Here is a 14,995-nt window from a genome sequence, read left to right on the forward strand (position 1 = left end):
TGCACGCCGGCGCGGCGCGCCCCAGCGTATTGCCGGTGATTATTGTCGTTCTGCGCGCCACGCTGCGTAGGCAGCCAGCGTGTCCTCGTTCGGCGGATACGTGCCGCGCAGCGGACGCCCTTCGGCAATGCGTTCGGTGATGAAGACCTCCATCAGTTCCTGTTCGGCCGCATCGCGCGCCACTTCTTCCGCCATTTCGTGCGGCACGATCACGACGCCATCCACATCCGCGACGACGATATCGCCCGGATACACCGGCACGCCGCCGCAGGCAATCGGCACGTTCATGTCGACTGCGTGGTGCTTCGCGAGATTCAACGGCGCGCTCGCGCCCGCGCACCACAGCGGCAGGCCGAGGCCGGAGATGGTGCCGCTGTCGCGCACCGGGCCATCCGACACCATGCCTGCGACACCCCGCTTCGCAAGGCGCAGCGCAAGTATCGAACCCACCGACGCCACCGAACGCTCACCCCGGCAATCCTGGACCAGCACGCTGCCCGGCGGCGCGCTTTCGACCGCCTTGCGCTGCGGATGATCGGGGTCCTGGAACACGCCGACGTGATCGAGGTCCTCGCGCGCCGGAATATTACGCAGCGTGAACGCCGGGCCCACGAGGTTCGGTGCGCCGGGTAGAGGCTTCACGAGCGGCGCGACGCCCTGCAGAAACACATTGCGCAGTCCGCGCTTGAAGAGTTGCGTGGTCAGCGTGGCAGTGCTGACATGTCGAAGCTGTTCGAGCGCGGCAGCGCTGACGGTCTTATCGGTTGAGGTCATGATGATGTCTGGCTGGAATAGCTGGGTTTAGTGGATTTCCGGTTCGTTGCGGCGCGCGTCGGCGGTCACAGCGGTCTCGTGCGTCGTGGCGGTGGTCTTGAGCGGCTCTTCGAGGAAGTCGAAATCGCAACCCTTGTTCGCCTGCGTCACGTGAATCTGATGCATCACGCCGAAGCCACGCTCGAACGGGCGTTTCGGCGCTTGCCACGCTTCCTTGCGGGCAGCCAGTTCCTGCGCGCCGACTTCGAGATGGAGGCGGCGGCCCGGCACATCGAGTTCAATCATGTCGCCGTCCTTCACCAGCGCAAGCGGGCCACCGACGAACGACTCCGGCGCGACGTGCAGTACGCACGCCCCGTAGCTCGTGCCGCTCATCCGCGCGTCCGAAATGCGCACCATGTCGCGCACGCCCTGTTTCAGCAGCTTCTGCGGAATCGGCAACTGGCCCCACTCCGGCATGCCCGGCGCACCCACCGGACCGGCGTGCTGTAGCACGATCACCGAGTCTGCGGTGACGTCGAGCTCTTCAGTGTCGATGCGTGCAGCCATGTCCGCATAGTCCTCGAAGACCACCGCCGGGCCCCGATGCCTGAGCAGATGCGATTCCATCGCAGCCGGCTTGATCACCGCGCCGTCCGGCGCAAGATTGCCGGTCAGCACCGCGAGACCATCGCGTTCGACGAGCGGATTGCTGCGCGGCCGGATCACGTCGTTGTCGTAGATTTCGGCGCCCGCGATGTTCTCCGCGAGCGTTTTGCCGTTGACGGTCATCTGCGTGCCGTCGATCAGGCGGCCCAGTTCCACGAGCAGCGCGCGCAGGCCGCCCGCATAGAAGAAGTCTTCCATCAGATACTTGCCGGCCGGTCGCAGATTGGCGAGCACGGGTGTAATGCGCGCCAGTTCGTCGAAGCGTGCGGTCGTCAGGTCGATCCCCGCGCGACGGGCAACCGCCACCAGGTGAACGATCGCATTGGTCGAGCCCGACATCGACAGCACCGTGGTCACCGCGTTATCGAAGGACTTCGCCGTCAGGATGTCCGACGGCTTCTGATCGGTCCATACCATTTCGACGACGCGTTGACCGGTCAGCGACGCAAACTGCGCGTGGCGCGAATCGACAGCGGGAATCGACGAGAAGCCCGGCAGCGTCAAGCCGAGCGCCTCGGCCGCGCTGGTCATCGTCGACGCGGTGCCCATCGTCATGCAGTGCCCCGGCGAGCGCGCAATGCCGCTTTCGATGCCCTTCCACTCTTCTTCCGTGATCTTGCCCGCGCGCAGTTCGGCCCAGTATTTCCACGTATCCGAGCCGCTGCCGAGGGTTCGCCCGTTCCAGTTGCCGCGCAGCATCGGCCCGGCCGGAAGGAAAATCGCCGGCAGGTTCATGCTGATCGCTCCCATCAGCAGGGCCGGCGTGGTTTTGTCGCAGCCGCCCATCAGCACGCAACCGTCGAACGGGTACGACTTCAGCACTTCCTCGGTTTCCATCGCGAGGAAGTTGCGGTAGAGCATCGTGGTCGGCTTCTGGAACGGTTCGGCGAGTGTCATCACCGGCATTTCGACCGGGAATCCGCCTGCCTGCCAGATGCCGCGTTTCACTTCCTCGACGCGCTGCCTGAAGTGCGTGTGGCAGGAGTTGATCTCGCTCCACGTGTTGACGACGGCAATGACAGGCTTGCCCATGTAGTCCGACGGGTGATAGCCCATCTGCGCGGTGCGCGAGCGGTGTCCGAACGAGCGAAGGTCGTTTGCGCCATACCAGCGGTAGCTGCGCAACTGTTCGGGCGTCTTGCGGGTCGAGGTCACTGGCTTCTCCATGGTATCGCTATCATTCCGGCTGAATAATCTCCGGCTGACAACGTATTGATACAGGTGGGGATGTATTTCATGCGGCAGCTGAATTGACGTCGATGGTAGCGTTATCATCGACCAGTGTCGTTAAGGGATTTCACTTAACACAGCGTCTCGTTGCAAGCCATCGGAATGGAGCAAGGCTGACACATCAGATCAAAGGATGATCGCTAGAACCGCTTTGAAAAACCCACGCAGACACCAGGCGCTGAACCGGACGTTGAAAAGCGGCCGCAAGCCGGAGGCCCTGGACGGTCGCAAAGACCGACGCTCGCCGCGCGCCCAGGGCGCGGCGTGTTCATGTTGAACAGACATTCGCGAGCCTGTTATGAGAGGCCGCTCATGACTGCTTTAATCGAATAAAAAGGGTGCCCGATAGACGACGCACGCGCCGTCTCAAGGCAGCCCTGTAACACGTGATGCCGGGTGTCGCCCGGCTGTGCCTGGCGGGCACGAGGTCGCACGATGGATGCCGCGCATCGAGTTGCCCGGCCCCTCGGCGGCGTCAGGCCCGCACTTCGATACGGTTGACAACGCCCTCGATCGCATCCAGACACCAGGCGTCCTGTTCCGCCTGTCGGCTTTCTGCTTCGGTCGCCACCCAACCTCCCAACGTGATCCGGTGGTCTTTCACATTGACGGTGATCTGCTCGGCGCGCAAACGGGGATCGGTTTCCAGCACAAGGTGCAAGGCCTCGATAATTTCATCGTCGCCATCGGCTTCGGCGGGCACCAGTTCAAGCAGGTTCACCACGTCGCGGCAGCCGCCGACCCACCAGGCAATCACACCCGCCAGGCGCCTGTGAGACAGGCTGATCACCTGCCCAGTCAGGGTCACCACACCATCTTCCACCGTCACTTCGAGTACGCCGCTGCCGTCTTCGCCAGCCTGGTCCATGGTGCCGCGCAGCACTTCGAGCTGACCCTTGACGCGTGCACAAATTACGCAATTGCGGAAATCCACTGCTTGAGCGAGCCGTTCACAAACGTGTGTCCGCAACTCGCCATCCCTGACGGGCGGATTGGCGGTGACACGCAACTGGTCAACCAGAGGCTTCCCTTCGCTGTGCGTCTGGGTCAACCGAAGAAGACGTTTCTTGGATGCTATATCCGGCACCTCGCCTGCCACGGTCAAGGTACCGCCGTCGAAACTCATATGAATGGAATGATTGTGGAGCTTCCGGTGTGATTCATGTTCGAAGGCTGCCATCACCTGTGTCAGGACCGTATCGCTGCGTTGCATGATCTGCCTCGCGGAAAGGTTTGATGATGCAGCGCCCACCATGCCGCATCTTGCGAGTCTTGCCGCATCAGGAGGGCACTGTACAGTCGATTATAGGTATTGGCGTGGCGCGACGAGCGGCCATCCCGGCTGCCCCCCGGCAAGACCGTATGCAAAAGCCGTCCGCGCGGGAATATTGAAATCGAAGTTTGCACGTCAGCGGATCAATGCCAGGGCCAAGCCGCTGGCCGCTTGATGGCGTGTATCCGCGCTGTAATGTCACGCGCGGATTCGCGCCAATAGCTTCTTCAGCCGGCTCGCCCCGGACGGTTCCTGTTCACGCACCGATCCCGCCCCACGCGACAACGATTTGCCGCCGAAGCAACGCGGCAGGGCTTTCCGCCCGCCAACGCGAGCGCCAGTCAGCTCGACTTACCCTGGATGCGATGGGCAAAGCGTGCCCGCTCAGCTCGATCCATCAGATCCAGGAACTGGTCCGAACCCATGTGAACAAGTTCTTCGTGATCGCCGGCCTCGAAGTAGACGTCCGGCTGCTGTGCCAGGCTCTCGTCGAGGTAGGTTTGCATACCATAGGCCGTGCATACCGGCGGAAGCGCTCCGGCCTCGCAGTCTTTAAACAGTTCACGCAGATCGACCTCCCTGGCCAGCACAAGGTGCCGCCCGGTCTTTGCCCAAAGCTCGGACAACCGCACGGCGTGGGTCGATGGCAGCACAGCCGCCACGTAGCCGCGCTCATCTTCGAGGAGCACGGTCTTGGCGAGCCGATCACCTGGTATATGCGCTGCCGCAGCCGTTTCCATGCTGGAATGGCTGTATGGGTGATGCACGATTTCGTACCGGGAGCCCTTGCTGCGCAGGTAGTCCTGGAGGGTGGCAGACATTGACATGACGAACCTCCTCTCGAAGGGAAGCAGATGAAATTTATTGCGAAAGACTCCTTTAGGATAGGTCGCTTTCCAGGGTGTGAAAACACGCTGACGGCGGCGCAGTGACCGCGAGGGCGTTGACGAGATCAAACCCTGTCACGTTGCAAACGTCTGGCAAGCAGGATGATCGCGATGAAGAATGAAAAGTCGGCTTATCGTGGTTATCGCTTTCCGCCGGTCGTCATCAGACGCGCCATTCGCTGGCATTCCCGTTTTCAGTTGACCTGCGCACCTCGTCCTGACTCAACATCGAGCCACCTGCGCGGCCAGCTTCACGCGCGCAAATTCGACGGCATCAACACACGCACCCCGTGCGCGACATTCCCGGCCTCGTCACGCTTTTGAACACAGGTGCGCCGACCAGTCGCCCGAGCGTCATCGCAACGTTTACCCTATACCGCTTTTAAGCTTCGTTTAAGGCACCAACCCTACTCTCGGACCCGATACGTCACGGCGCCTGCGGGGTGGGGACTTGTTACGGTGCCGTGTAATACCAAGGGGGAATTCCTCCGTTACGTCCGGGTCGACTGCGGAACATTCGCAACGAATCGACCCCTTGACCCGAATCGTATTCGGGTCTTTTTTTGCGCAGCAAATCGAAAATTACAGGGCTGCGTCACGATATGCCGCTACTGAGCCGCCTTCATTTTTCTTTTGTCCACGCTCTGTTCAGCTGTCGATCTGTCATCACGCGTAGTTTGCCTGGTGAGCCACGCTGCCGAAAGAAGCGATCGATTCGGCCGGCGGCATATCGAAAAGATCCCGCGTAAATCCGCGCATTCGTTCCGCAGACGGCCGGCTGCGCAAACGTCTCACCAGATCGGCGAACGATCCAAAGTCGCCGTCGCGTAGCGCCTTGTTGACTTCCAGAAAGTCGCGCGCTTTCAGGACACTCGGCTGCGTAAGCCGCACGAAATACGGGGCTTCGAGCTCGACAGCGAGCGCGAGCGGATAGCTCTTGCCGGTGAGTTCGCCAGCTCGCGCGATGCAGTCGACCACAGCCGCACCCTGCGCCGCGCCGAGCGCCTTTCCTGTGCTAACGCTTCGCAGGTGATCGGGATACACCCTCAATCTGCTGCCGATGCTGAGTTCGGTTGGCGAGGAGCAAACCAATGCGTAGTGGTGCTCTCTGCGTCGCCCGGAAGGCAGCATCGTGCGGCTAACGATAAAGGCGTGAGGCGCCAGTTGCCGAACCTGGCCGGCGCTGTCGACCCAGGCGTTCCAGAGCAGAACGTCCTCCCGTTTTCTGTCGGCCGCCTTCGGCCTGCCCGACGTAGGCGAGAAGAGAGCAATCAGCGAACCCGTCCTGTGAGCTGCAACCTGTGCACTGCTCCCAAGCGACTGGCTGATGCCCCACAGAAAGCGCCCGCCTCCGAGCCTGCGCTCCCACTCCTTTTGCAGAACGATGGTGGGGAGATCCTCGCCAGACTCGACGCCTGTTTTGGTCCAGCAAAACGCGGGCGGTAGGTGCTTCAGTGTCATCGACTTCCTCAAGACGCTGCCATTCGCTGAGTTGAACAGCCAATTCAATAACCGTTAATGTATAGCTATAATGTATGGAATGGAAGCCCCGAACACCGATTTGCCCGTGCAGGACCTGTTACGCCGGTTGACGGCAGATACCCGTTCGTCCAGCGAAATAGCGCGGCTTTCCGGTGTGAGTCAGCCTACTGTCTCACGACTTCGGCTGTCGAACGGACGCAGGGTGCGCAGAAGCGCATCATTCAATAAGTTATGCAATTTCTACGGTGTCGAATCGCGCCTTTCGAGGAGACGGGCCGCCGGCTACAACGAGTTGCTGCGCAACGCGATCGTCGACGCGTGGGACGGTTCGGAAGAGCACGGGCGGGCGTTGCTCGTGGTGATCAAAGGCTTGAAGGGATTGGGCGGTCGACCGGACTGACCGTCGGCAGAAACGTTTGACCGGGCCGGTCACGTCGTCTCGAATAAGCACGGCGACAACCGTTGCGGGTCGGCGGAATCAACAGGGATTTGATCGATGGCCCGCGCGCAGGATCAAACCCGCAACACCGGATCCGAATCGCGCGTCGGTCCACGCCTTCACGTTCGGCGACACGAAGTCGCCAGGATTGACGATGGTACTGGCCATCGCGATGGCTTCACACCTCAGAGGCCGTGCGTCTAGATTGCCCCTTGTGGCCGCTCGTCGTCTGTATCTACACAACAAACTAGCACCTCCGCCTCTTCGTCCCCCAGGCTGATGTACACATGGCCAACCGAGCTGTCGAAGTACAGGCTGTCGCCAGGTTTCAGCGTAAACACCCCGCCGTCCTCGAAACGGAGTTCCAGCGCGCCCGCCAGCAGGAATACGAACTCCTCGCCCGCATGGCGGATGTAATCCGGGAAGTCGGACAGCTCGCGGGCTCGCACGTGCGCACGCATCGGGACCATCCGCTTGCCGGTCAGATCGTTGGCCAGCATGCCGTACTCGTAATTCGGCGTGTCGTAGATCATCTGCTCGCCGTCGGCCGTGAACGATGGTGTCATCACACTCGCCCTGGCGCGCTTCGGTCGTCCGAAGATTGCATCGAGGTCCAAACGTAACGCGTGCGCGAGCGCTGCGAATTTGTCGTACGTCAGCGCGATGTCACCGCGTTCGGTCTTCGAGATGGTCGAAACCGCGATGCCCGACTGTTCAGACAGTTGCATCAACGTAAGACCGCGCGCCTTGCGCGCTTTGCGAACGCGCGCACCGACGGCCTTGTGATCGATCTGCGGCGGCGTGTCGGAGGGAGACGGGACGGGTACGGGAGCGGCCGTTTTTGGCATGAAGGCTTAAATTCAGTGCGGGTTTTGTCGTATACGAGAATTATTTTTTTCTCGTATATGATAACTCACGTCGATTTCCAACCTTGAAGGGATCCCGATCGTGTCAACTCTCGCACTAGACAAGGCAAGCCTTTCCAAAGGACAGGTCATCGTCGCGACGACCCTAGGGACCGCACTCGAATACTACGATTTCACGATCTACAGCTTCTTCGCAATCCAGATCGGTCAGTTGTTTTTTCCAGCCGCATCGCCAGTCAACCAGTTTCTGCTGTCGATCGGCGTATTCGGCGTCGGCTTTGTCGTGAGGCCGCTGGGCGGAATCGTGATCGGTGCTTACGCGGATCGCGTGGGGCGCAAGAAGGCGATGGTGCTGACCATCATGCTGATGGCGCTCAGTTGTGCATTGATCGCCTGCGCGCCGACTTATGCGATGGCGGGTATCGCGGCGCCGTTCATCGTGCTCGCCGCCCGGCTGATCCAGGGCTTTGCCGCAGGCGGCGAATTCGGGCCGGGCACGACGCTCCTGGTCGAATATGCAACCGAAAACACGCGGGCATTTTTCGCAAGCTGGAATTTTGCCGCGACTGCACTCGGGCTCGCATTGGGCGCGGTGGTCGCAACGCTCGTCAACGTTGCGGCTGCCCAAAGATGCGCTGCTCGCATGGGGCTGGCGGGTGCCGTTTCTGCTCGGCATCGTCGCCGCGCCAGTCGGCATGCTGATCCGCCGCCGTCTCGAGGAAACGCTCACTCACGCGTCGTCCGCCACGACGCGGCGAAGCGGCGCGCTCAAAGCCGCACTGACCACGCACCTGAAGCTGACAGTGCTCGGCACGCTTGCGGAACTTGGAGGCTCGGTGTCGGTGTATATCACCGCGTTCTTTTTGCCAAGCCACGCGGTGCGTGTGCTGCATCTCTCGCCGACCTCGGCTGTTGTATCGGGCGTCGTCAGTTCGCTCGTGCTGTTCGTCGCCGCGCCAGTCGCAGGCCGCCTCGCTGACCGTTTCAGCCGCAAGCGGGTGCTGGTGATCTCGCGGGTCGTACTGCTGCTGTCCGTCTACCCTGCATTTGCAGTGCTCGGCGCGTATCCTTCGATGCTGACGCTGTGCGTGGTGTCCGCGTTCCTCGCGGTCTTCGTGGCGGGCCAGATCGTCCCTGTGCTGGTGATGATCCCGGAGCTCTTTCCGAAGGACGTACGCGCCACTGGCATCGCATTGACCTACGTTGTCAGTGCATCGTTCTTCGGCGGCTTCTCGCCATTCATCGCGAGCTGGCTCGTCGCGCATACCGGCAACCCGCTTGCGCCGGCGTGGTACGTCGCAGTGGCCTGCGCCGTGTCGCTTGTGCCGGTGATCTGGCTACGCGACCGAACCGGTGAAGCACTCGACTGATCTTTGACTGAACCCTATCTACAGGACTAGAGGACGCTACGCCATGACTGAGAACGCCAATCTGGTCAGCCGCTCTGCCGTCGATTTGCGCCGGATGATCGGCGCCAAAGAGATTTCGCCGGTCGAGCTGCTCGACGCCTGCATCGAGCGCATAGAAACGATCAACCCTGCGGTTAACGCGGTGACCGCGACCTGCTATCCACAAGCGCGCGAAGCCGCGAAAGCCGCCGAGCGTCAAGTGTTGAAAGGCGAACCGCTCGGCCTGCTGCACGGCTTGCCGCTCGGCGTGAAGGATCTCGAAGACACAGCCGGCCTCCTGACAACATATGGCTCGCCCATGTCGCGCGGCAATGTACCGGCACACGACGTCGTGCTGGTCGAACGGCTGCGCGCGGCTGGTGCGATTCTGGTCGCGAAAACCAATGTGCCGGAACTCGGAGCGGGCGCGAATACGCGCAATGCGGTTTGGGGCGCCACCGGCAATCCGTTCAATCCGGAACTGAACGCGGGCGGCTCGTCAGGTGGATCGGCGGCGGCGCTCGCGTGCGACATGCTACCCGTGTGCACCGGTTCGGATACCGGCGGCTCACTGCGTATTCCTGCGTCGAAATGCGGCGTGGTCGGCTTCCGCCCGTCTGCCGGACTGGTGCCCAATTCGCGGCGGCTGCTCGGCTGGACGCCAATCCCGGTAGTCGGCCCGATGGGGCGCACCGTCGCTGAAACCGCGCTGCAACTGGCCGCGACCGCCGGCCTTTCCTCCGGCGACCCGCTTAGCTACGAAGTCGATCCGCTCGCCTTCGCGATGCCTGCGCCGCTCGACCTTTCGTCACTGCGCGTGGGCTGGACCGAAGACTTCGGCAGTTGCGACGTCGACGACGCCATCCGTGCCGTCTTCCGCTCGCGCATCGACGCGATCGCGCCGATGGTCCGCACCTGCGAAGGGGTCGCGTTCGATCTGGGCGATGTGCACCGCTGCTTCGATGTGATTCGCGCGGAGAGCTTCGTCGCGGGCTTGCGCGACGCGTACTCGCGTGACCCCGGCGCGCTCGGCCCGAACACCCGGGCGAACTACGAGATGGGCGCGAAAATGTCCCTCGCCGACAGCGCGTGGGCGCAAGCCGAACAGACGCGCATCTTCAAGCGTTTCCAGGCCGCGTTCGACCGCTACGACGTGATCCTTTCGCCGACCACGCCCGTGTCGCCGTTTCCCTGGCAGCAACTCTATGCGGCACAGATCAACGGTCGCGAGCAGGAAAATTACTACCGGTGGCTCGCGCTCACCTATGTGGTCACGCTGACGACACACCCCGCCTTGTCCCTGCCGTGCGGTGTCGATCACGCGGGCATGCCATTCGGATTGCAGATCGTCGGGCCGTATCGTGGCGACCGCAAGACCCTCGCGGTGGCGCTTGCGTTCGAACAAGCTTTCGACGCATCGCCGGCGCTGCGCCGCCCGTGTCCCGACCTGTCAAAGCTCGCGCAGCCTACGCCCTCGCTGAAGTCGATCGTAACGGCGCCACCCCTTTTCCACTCAACCGGTGAAAGTCATGCCGGTACTTCGGCGGTTTAAATCATGTCCAACGAAATCAAACGCCTGCAGACCAACGCCCGGATGAGCCAGGTGGTGATCGCCAATGGCATCGTCCATCTGGCCGGCCAGGTGCCCGACACGGCAGACGCGCCGATCACTGTTCAGACGACCGAAATCCTCAAGCGGATCGACGCGTTGCTTGCAGCTGCCGGCGTCGACAAGACGCGTCTCGTTACAGCCAATATCTGGCTGAGCGACCCGAAGCATTTCGACGAATTCAACGCCGTGTGGGACGCATGGGTGCCAGCCGGCCATGCACCTGCGCGCGCATGCGTACAGGCGCTGCTGATGAAGGCCGGCCTCGACGTGGAAGTGGCGGTAACGGCGCTGGCGTAAGCGCGAGACGGTTTTGCCGCGATGCGCGAATGGCGATGTCGTCGCCCTCTTTGCACATCAAGGTACGAGGCAATAAAACATGGCAATGAAATTCGACACGGTCGTACTGGGCGGCGGCATAGTGGGCGTTTCGGTGGCAGTGCATCTGCAGCTACGAGGCCGGGCGGTCGCCCTCATCGACCGAAAGCGGCCGGGCAACGAGACGTCTTTCGGCAATGCCGGGCTGATCCAGCGCGAAGGTGTTTATCCGTACGCGTTCCCGCGCGCGCTCAGCACGCTGATGCAATACGCGCGTAACCGCTCGCTCGATGTGCGCTATCACCCGAGCGCAATGCCGAGACTCGCGCCGTTTCTCTACCGCTACTGGCATCACTCACATCCTGCCCGCCATGCGGCGATCGCGCGATCGTACGCGACGCTGATCGAGCATTGCGTCAGCGAGCATCGCGCGCTCGCCGAAGCGGCTGGCGCAAGTGCGCTCATACGCCGGTCCGGCTGGATGAAGATTTTTCGCAGCGCTGCGAAGCAGGACGAAGAAACACGCACTGCGCAGCGCTGGAACGATGAATTCGGCGTCACGTTCGAGTCGCTCGACGCCGCGCAATTGAGGCAGGTCGAGCCGAGTCTGAGTCCGTCTCTGCTCGGCGCATTGCGCTATACGGCATCAGATTCGGTCAGCGACCCGAATGCGCTCGCCACCGCGTACGCGAGCTATTTCGAGAGGCTCGGTGGACGCTTTCTGTCCGGCGACGCGACGTCGCTCGAACCCGGGTGGACAGTGAACACTGATCATGGCCGAATCGAAGCGCGCTCTGCGGTAGTGGCAATGGGACCGTGGTCGGATCTGCTCAGCACGAAACTCGGCTACCGGCTGCCGCTTGCGGTGAAACGCGGCTATCACATGCACTACGCGGCAGACGGCGACGCGCGCCTCAACCATCCGGTAGTGGATGTCGAGAACGGTTATCTGATCACGCCAATGGCGCGCGGCATACGGCTCACCACCGGCGTCGAACTCGGGCATCGGGACGCGCCGAGGACGCCCGACCAGCTCACAGCGGTCGAACCGATCGCACGCAGGCTATTTCCGCTCGGCGCACGCATCGACGACGAGCCGTGGATGGGCAGCCGTCCGTGTACGCCCGACATGATGCCGATTATCGGGCCGGCAAGGCGTCATAAGGACCTCTGGTTCGCCTTTGGCCATGCGCACCACGGTCTCACGCTCGGTCCGATCACGGGGCGCATGATTGCAGAGATGATGACTGGCTCGGATCTGACTGTCGATCCCTCTCCGTTCCGGGTGGACCGGTTTTAGCGAGGAATGCGTTGTAAGCGCCCGGCAATGGCACCCTGGGGAGTGCCTACAGCGATCAGGCGGTGATCGGCGCCCAGCGATGAGGCAGTAGCTGAGCGATGTGGTCGGCGCGATGCGTTGGCAAGCGATTCAGTACGTCTTTCAGGTAGACGTATGGATCATGGCCGTTGAGCTGCGCTGATCGAATCAGGCTCATAATCGCGGCTGCACGTTGGCCCGCACGCAAAGAGCCCGCGAAGAGCCAGTTCGCCCTTCCCAGGGCCCATGGACGAATCTGATTTTCCAGCCAGTTGTTGTCGATGGGCACATGCCCATCGACCAGGTAGCGTGTAAGCGCGTCCCATCGCTTGAGGCTGTAGTCGAGTGCCCTGGCGATCGCCGATCCCTCGGAGACCAGTTTGCGCTGACCGGTCATCCAGGCATGCAATGCATCGGCAATGGGTCGCGCTCGCTCTTGGCGCTCGATACATCTTCGATCGGGCTTCAGGTCTGCAACGTCGCGCTCGACGTCGTATAGCGCGACGAAGTATTTCAGGGCCTGTTCCGCGATCTGGCTCTTGTGGTTGGCGTACAGTTCGAAGAACTTCCTCCTGGCATGTGCCGCGCAGCCGATTTCAGTGATGCCCAGCTCGAATCCGGCTTTATAGGCGCTGTAATCATCACACACCAGCTTGCCACGCCATTTGCCGAGGAACGTGCGAGCATGTTCGCCAGCACGGCTATCCGCGAATTCATAGACCACTGCGCGCACGTCGGCGAACTGCGTGGTGGCATACGCCCATACATAGGCGCGTTGCGTTTTTCCTTTACCGGGAACCAGCATTTGCACCGGCGTCTCATCGGCGTGCAGCACACCCTGTTGCAGAAGCTCGTCGCGCAGCGCGTCGACTAGCGGCTGCAACCGCACGCCGCAAACGCCAACCCACTCGCCAAGCGTTGATTGGGGAATTGCAAGACCCGCGCGTTCGAAGATGCGTTCCTGACGGTACAGCGGCAAGTGATCGCCGTATTTGGCGACCAGCACTTGCGCGAGCAAGCCGGCGGTAGGGATGCCCTTGTCGATCACATGAGGCGGAACAGGCGCCTGAATCAGCGTTTCGCACGCCTTGCAGGCCCACTTGCCGCGAATGTGCCGCTCGACCGTGAACACGCCCGGCGTATAGTCCAGCTTCTCGCTGACGTCCTCGCCGATACGCACTCGCTGGCAACCGCAGGAGCACGTCTTGTCGTCGGGTTCATGGTGGATGTCGGTGCGCGGCAAGTGCGGAGGCAGCGGTGTGCGCCTGGGCTTCTGTCGTTGCTTATCCGGTGGTGTATCCGGCTGCAACTGCTCAAGTTCGATTTCGAGTGCTGCCAGATCGGCATCGATCGCCTCATTGAGCAGACTCAGTTGCTCGGCGTTGAGCTGCTCGCTGCGCTTGCCGAAATGCAGACGCCTGAGCACGGCAATCTCGTGTGTGAGCTGGTCGATGCGCGTCTTACGGTAGCGCAGTTCCCGCTCGTTCTCGCCGACCTGAGCCATCAACTGCGCAGCCAGTGTGCGCAGTTCGTCGGGGCTCAGAGCGTCGAGGTTGGCGGGCAGGTTCATGGGGCCAGTCTGCCAGAACCCAACCCGCTGCGGCAAGCAAGCCAGTTTACGTCTTTGGGGGTATTACACGACCGTAATCGCGTGATCGTGTGTGAGCGTCTGCCACGGTAGTCCGGTCACGAGCGCTCGCAACTGCTCGGGATTGAGCGCGGTGGCGATCGCCTGGTCCCCATTCGTCCAGATGAACCGCCCCTTGTTCAGGCGACGCGCAGCCAACCAGATACCGAACCCGTCGTACACCAGTACCTTCATGCGCGTCGAATGCTTATTGGCGAACAGGTAGGCGTGGTGCGGACGTGCCGCGCCGAACACCTTGACCACACGCGCCAGGACCGTGTCGATGCCGGCGCGCATATCGATGGGCTCCGTCGCCAGCCAGATCGCCTCGATGCGGATCATCGCAGCCACCCTTGCAACCAGGCGGCGCAATCGGCTGCGGCACAAAGCGGCCAGCGCACCATGACGGTCGCCGCTCCCCGGCGCACCTCGATCTGAATCTCCGTCGAAGCGGGCACCGCGCCCGGCGCCTGCAGTTGCAGCGGAACGAACTCCGCCGGCGGCACGCTCATCGACTGGCGCGCCTCACGTGCGAGGTCCTGTTCCTCCTGTGCAGCCACCCATCGGCGCAACAAATTCGCATTCAACTGGTAATGCAGCGCGACCGCAGCGATTGACACATTCGGCTGCATCGCCGCACGAATCACCTTCTCCTTGAACTCCTTGCTGTGCCGACGGCGCCGCCTCGGCTGCACCACTTCAGAACCCACTTCATTTTCGTTCATAGCGTACACGTGTCCATTAAAAAAATAGGTGGACACGATCGTCGCTTTCATGACCCGCCGGTTCAAGGTGACATGGCCGGGCGCTTACGATACAGCGGCCGCGACGCTGCATGGTGCCGTATGCACTGCTGCTGCGGGCAGGGTGTGTAAACGCAGAAACCCCACCTTTTCGGGGTGGGGTTTCTGGTGCTGCAGGGGAGCCTGACGATTACCTACTTTCACACGGGCAATCCGCACTATCATCGGCGTGGAGTCGTTTCACGGTCCTGTTCGGGATGGGAAGGGGTGGTACCGACACGCTATGGTCATCAGGCATGACTTGTTGTCGCGCTGCGGGGGTTCTGGGCCCGGGGCAGCACAACCAATCGGGAAGAAGTAGTTGCCGATGATGGCTCATCAGCGGGATGCGGG

General features: G+C 62.0%; 14 protein-coding genes, 1 rRNA gene and 1 pseudogene. 6 read left to right on the forward strand and 10 right to left on the reverse strand.

Annotation, left to right across the window (positions count from 1 at the left end):
* Window positions 1–39: 39 nt before the first annotated feature.
* The 4 genes from B0G77_RS24895 to B0G77_RS24910 all read right to left on the reverse strand — a co-directional run bounded on the left by B0G77_RS24895 (window position 40) and on the right by B0G77_RS24910 (window position 4,752).
* Window positions 40–774, reverse strand: a complete 735-nt coding sequence (locus tag B0G77_RS24895; protein WP_133664714.1) for a ribonuclease activity regulator RraA — start codon at window positions 772–774, stop codon at window positions 40–42.
* Between the two features lie 27 nt (window positions 775–801).
* Window positions 802–2,589: an L-arabinonate dehydratase gene (gene araD / locus B0G77_RS24900; RefSeq protein ID WP_133664715.1), complete on the reverse strand. Its 1,788-nt coding sequence runs from the start codon at window positions 2,587–2,589 to the stop codon at window positions 802–804.
* Window positions 2,590–3,127: 538 nt separating this feature from the next.
* Entirely contained in the window at window positions 3,128–3,865 is a 738-nt protein-coding gene (locus B0G77_RS24905) for a BON domain-containing protein (RefSeq protein ID WP_133664716.1), read from the reverse strand.
* 401 nt (window positions 3,866–4,266) lie between these two features.
* Window positions 4,267–4,752, reverse strand: coding sequence for a YbaK/EbsC family protein (locus tag B0G77_RS24910; protein WP_133664717.1), 486 nt, complete (start codon window positions 4,750–4,752; stop codon window positions 4,267–4,269).
* A 162-nt stretch (window positions 4,753–4,914) separates the two neighbouring features.
* On the opposite strand from B0G77_RS24910, the gene B0G77_RS24915 reads away from it, so the two are divergent.
* Complete coding sequence (locus B0G77_RS24915) at window positions 4,915–5,136, forward strand: hypothetical protein (RefSeq protein ID WP_133664718.1); 222 nt, start codon at window positions 4,915–4,917, stop codon at window positions 5,134–5,136.
* A 342-nt stretch (window positions 5,137–5,478) separates the two neighbouring features.
* On the opposite strand, the gene B0G77_RS24920 is transcribed toward B0G77_RS24915, so the two are convergent.
* Window positions 5,479–6,273, reverse strand: coding sequence for a hypothetical protein (locus tag B0G77_RS24920; RefSeq protein ID WP_133664719.1), 795 nt, complete (start codon window positions 6,271–6,273; stop codon window positions 5,479–5,481).
* A 79-nt stretch (window positions 6,274–6,352) separates the two neighbouring features.
* On the opposite strand from B0G77_RS24920, the gene B0G77_RS24925 reads away from it, so the two are divergent.
* Entirely contained in the window at window positions 6,353–6,694 is a 342-nt protein-coding gene (locus B0G77_RS24925) for an XRE family transcriptional regulator (protein ID WP_133664720.1), read from the forward strand.
* 239 nt (window positions 6,695–6,933) lie between these two features.
* Here the strand turns inward: B0G77_RS24925 and B0G77_RS24930 are convergent, their stop codons facing one another.
* On the reverse strand, window positions 6,934–7,581 hold the full coding sequence (locus B0G77_RS24930; RefSeq protein ID WP_133664721.1) for an XRE family transcriptional regulator: 648 nt from the start codon (window positions 7,579–7,581) through the stop codon (window positions 6,934–6,936).
* Between the two features lie 100 nt (window positions 7,582–7,681).
* Between B0G77_RS24930 and B0G77_RS24935 the strand changes: the two are divergent.
* The 4 genes and pseudogenes from B0G77_RS24935 (at window position 7,682) to B0G77_RS24950 (ending at window position 12,214) form a co-directional block, all read left to right on the forward strand.
* Window positions 7,682–8,969: pseudogene (locus B0G77_RS24935) on the forward strand (MFS transporter).
* Between the two features lie 43 nt (window positions 8,970–9,012).
* Complete coding sequence (locus tag B0G77_RS24940) at window positions 9,013–10,539, forward strand: amidase family protein (protein ID WP_133664722.1); 1,527 nt, start codon at window positions 9,013–9,015, stop codon at window positions 10,537–10,539.
* Window positions 10,540–10,542: 3 nt separating this feature from the next.
* Window positions 10,543–10,896, forward strand: coding sequence for a RidA family protein (locus tag B0G77_RS24945; RefSeq protein ID WP_133664723.1), 354 nt, complete (start codon window positions 10,543–10,545; stop codon window positions 10,894–10,896).
* An 85-nt stretch (window positions 10,897–10,981) separates the two neighbouring features.
* The gene (locus B0G77_RS24950; RefSeq protein ID WP_133666854.1) at window positions 10,982–12,214 is read left to right on the forward strand and encodes an FAD-dependent oxidoreductase; all 1,233 of its coding nucleotides are present in this window, start codon (window positions 10,982–10,984) and stop codon (window positions 12,212–12,214) included.
* A 55-nt stretch (window positions 12,215–12,269) separates the two neighbouring features.
* Here the strand turns inward: B0G77_RS24950 and B0G77_RS24955 are convergent, their stop codons facing one another.
* The 4 genes from B0G77_RS24955 to rrf form a co-directional block, all read right to left on the reverse strand.
* Window positions 12,270–13,802: an IS66 family transposase gene (locus B0G77_RS24955; RefSeq protein ID WP_133662131.1), complete on the reverse strand. Its 1,533-nt coding sequence runs from the start codon at window positions 13,800–13,802 to the stop codon at window positions 12,270–12,272.
* 63 nt (window positions 13,803–13,865) lie between these two features.
* Window positions 13,866–14,201, reverse strand: a complete 336-nt coding sequence (gene tnpB, locus B0G77_RS24960) for an IS66 family insertion sequence element accessory protein TnpB (protein WP_133662130.1) — start codon at window positions 14,199–14,201, stop codon at window positions 13,866–13,868.
* Window positions 14,198–14,584 carry a transposase gene (locus B0G77_RS24965; RefSeq protein WP_243750967.1) on the reverse strand — a complete coding sequence of 129 codons (387 nt, stop codon included), beginning with the start codon at window positions 14,582–14,584 and terminating at the stop codon, window positions 14,198–14,200. Before B0G77_RS24965 ends, tnpB begins: the two co-directional genes overlap by 4 nt.
* A gap of 199 nt (window positions 14,585–14,783) precedes the next feature.
* Window positions 14,784–14,897 (reverse strand): 5S ribosomal RNA (gene rrf / locus B0G77_RS24970).
* Window positions 14,898–14,995: the final 98 nt, after the last annotated feature.

It is taken from the genome of Paraburkholderia sp. BL10I2N1 (genome assembly GCF_004361815.1).
Classification (GTDB): Bacteria; Pseudomonadota; Gammaproteobacteria; order Burkholderiales; family Burkholderiaceae; genus Paraburkholderia.

Excerpts from the sequence above, each read along its gene's own strand:
- B0G77_RS24955 (WP_133662131.1), bottom strand. The coding sequence starts at position 13,802 with ATGAACCTGCCCGCCAACCTCGACGCTCTGAGCCCCGACGAACTGCGC.
- B0G77_RS24945 (WP_133664723.1), top strand. The coding sequence starts at position 10,543 with ATGTCCAACGAAATCAAACGCCTGCAGACCAACGCCCGGATGAGCCAG.
- B0G77_RS24895 (WP_133664714.1), bottom strand. The coding sequence starts at position 774 with ATGACCTCAACCGATAAGACCGTCAGCGCTGCCGCGCTCGAACAGCTT.
- B0G77_RS24915 (WP_133664718.1), top strand. The coding sequence starts at position 4,915 with ATGATCGCGATGAAGAATGAAAAGTCGGCTTATCGTGGTTATCGCTTT.
- B0G77_RS24910 (WP_133664717.1), bottom strand. The coding sequence starts at position 4,752 with ATGTCAATGTCTGCCACCCTCCAGGACTACCTGCGCAGCAAGGGCTCC.
- B0G77_RS24925 (WP_133664720.1), top strand. The coding sequence starts at position 6,353 with ATGGAAGCCCCGAACACCGATTTGCCCGTGCAGGACCTGTTACGCCGG.
- B0G77_RS24940 (WP_133664722.1), top strand. The coding sequence starts at position 9,013 with ATGACTGAGAACGCCAATCTGGTCAGCCGCTCTGCCGTCGATTTGCGC.
- araD (WP_133664715.1), bottom strand. The coding sequence starts at position 2,589 with ATGGAGAAGCCAGTGACCTCGACCCGCAAGACGCCCGAACAGTTGCGC.
- B0G77_RS24930 (WP_133664721.1), bottom strand. The coding sequence starts at position 7,581 with ATGCCAAAAACGGCCGCTCCCGTACCCGTCCCGTCTCCCTCCGACACG.
- B0G77_RS24920 (WP_133664719.1), bottom strand. The coding sequence starts at position 6,273 with ATGACACTGAAGCACCTACCGCCCGCGTTTTGCTGGACCAAAACAGGC.
- B0G77_RS24950 (WP_133666854.1), top strand. The coding sequence starts at position 10,982 with ATGAAATTCGACACGGTCGTACTGGGCGGCGGCATAGTGGGCGTTTCG.
- tnpB (WP_133662130.1), bottom strand. The coding sequence starts at position 14,201 with ATGATCCGCATCGAGGCGATCTGGCTGGCGACGGAGCCCATCGATATG.
- B0G77_RS24965 (WP_243750967.1), bottom strand. The coding sequence starts at position 14,584 with ATGAACGAAAATGAAGTGGGTTCTGAAGTGGTGCAGCCGAGGCGGCGC.
- B0G77_RS24905 (WP_133664716.1), bottom strand. The coding sequence starts at position 3,865 with ATGCAACGCAGCGATACGGTCCTGACACAGGTGATGGCAGCCTTCGAA.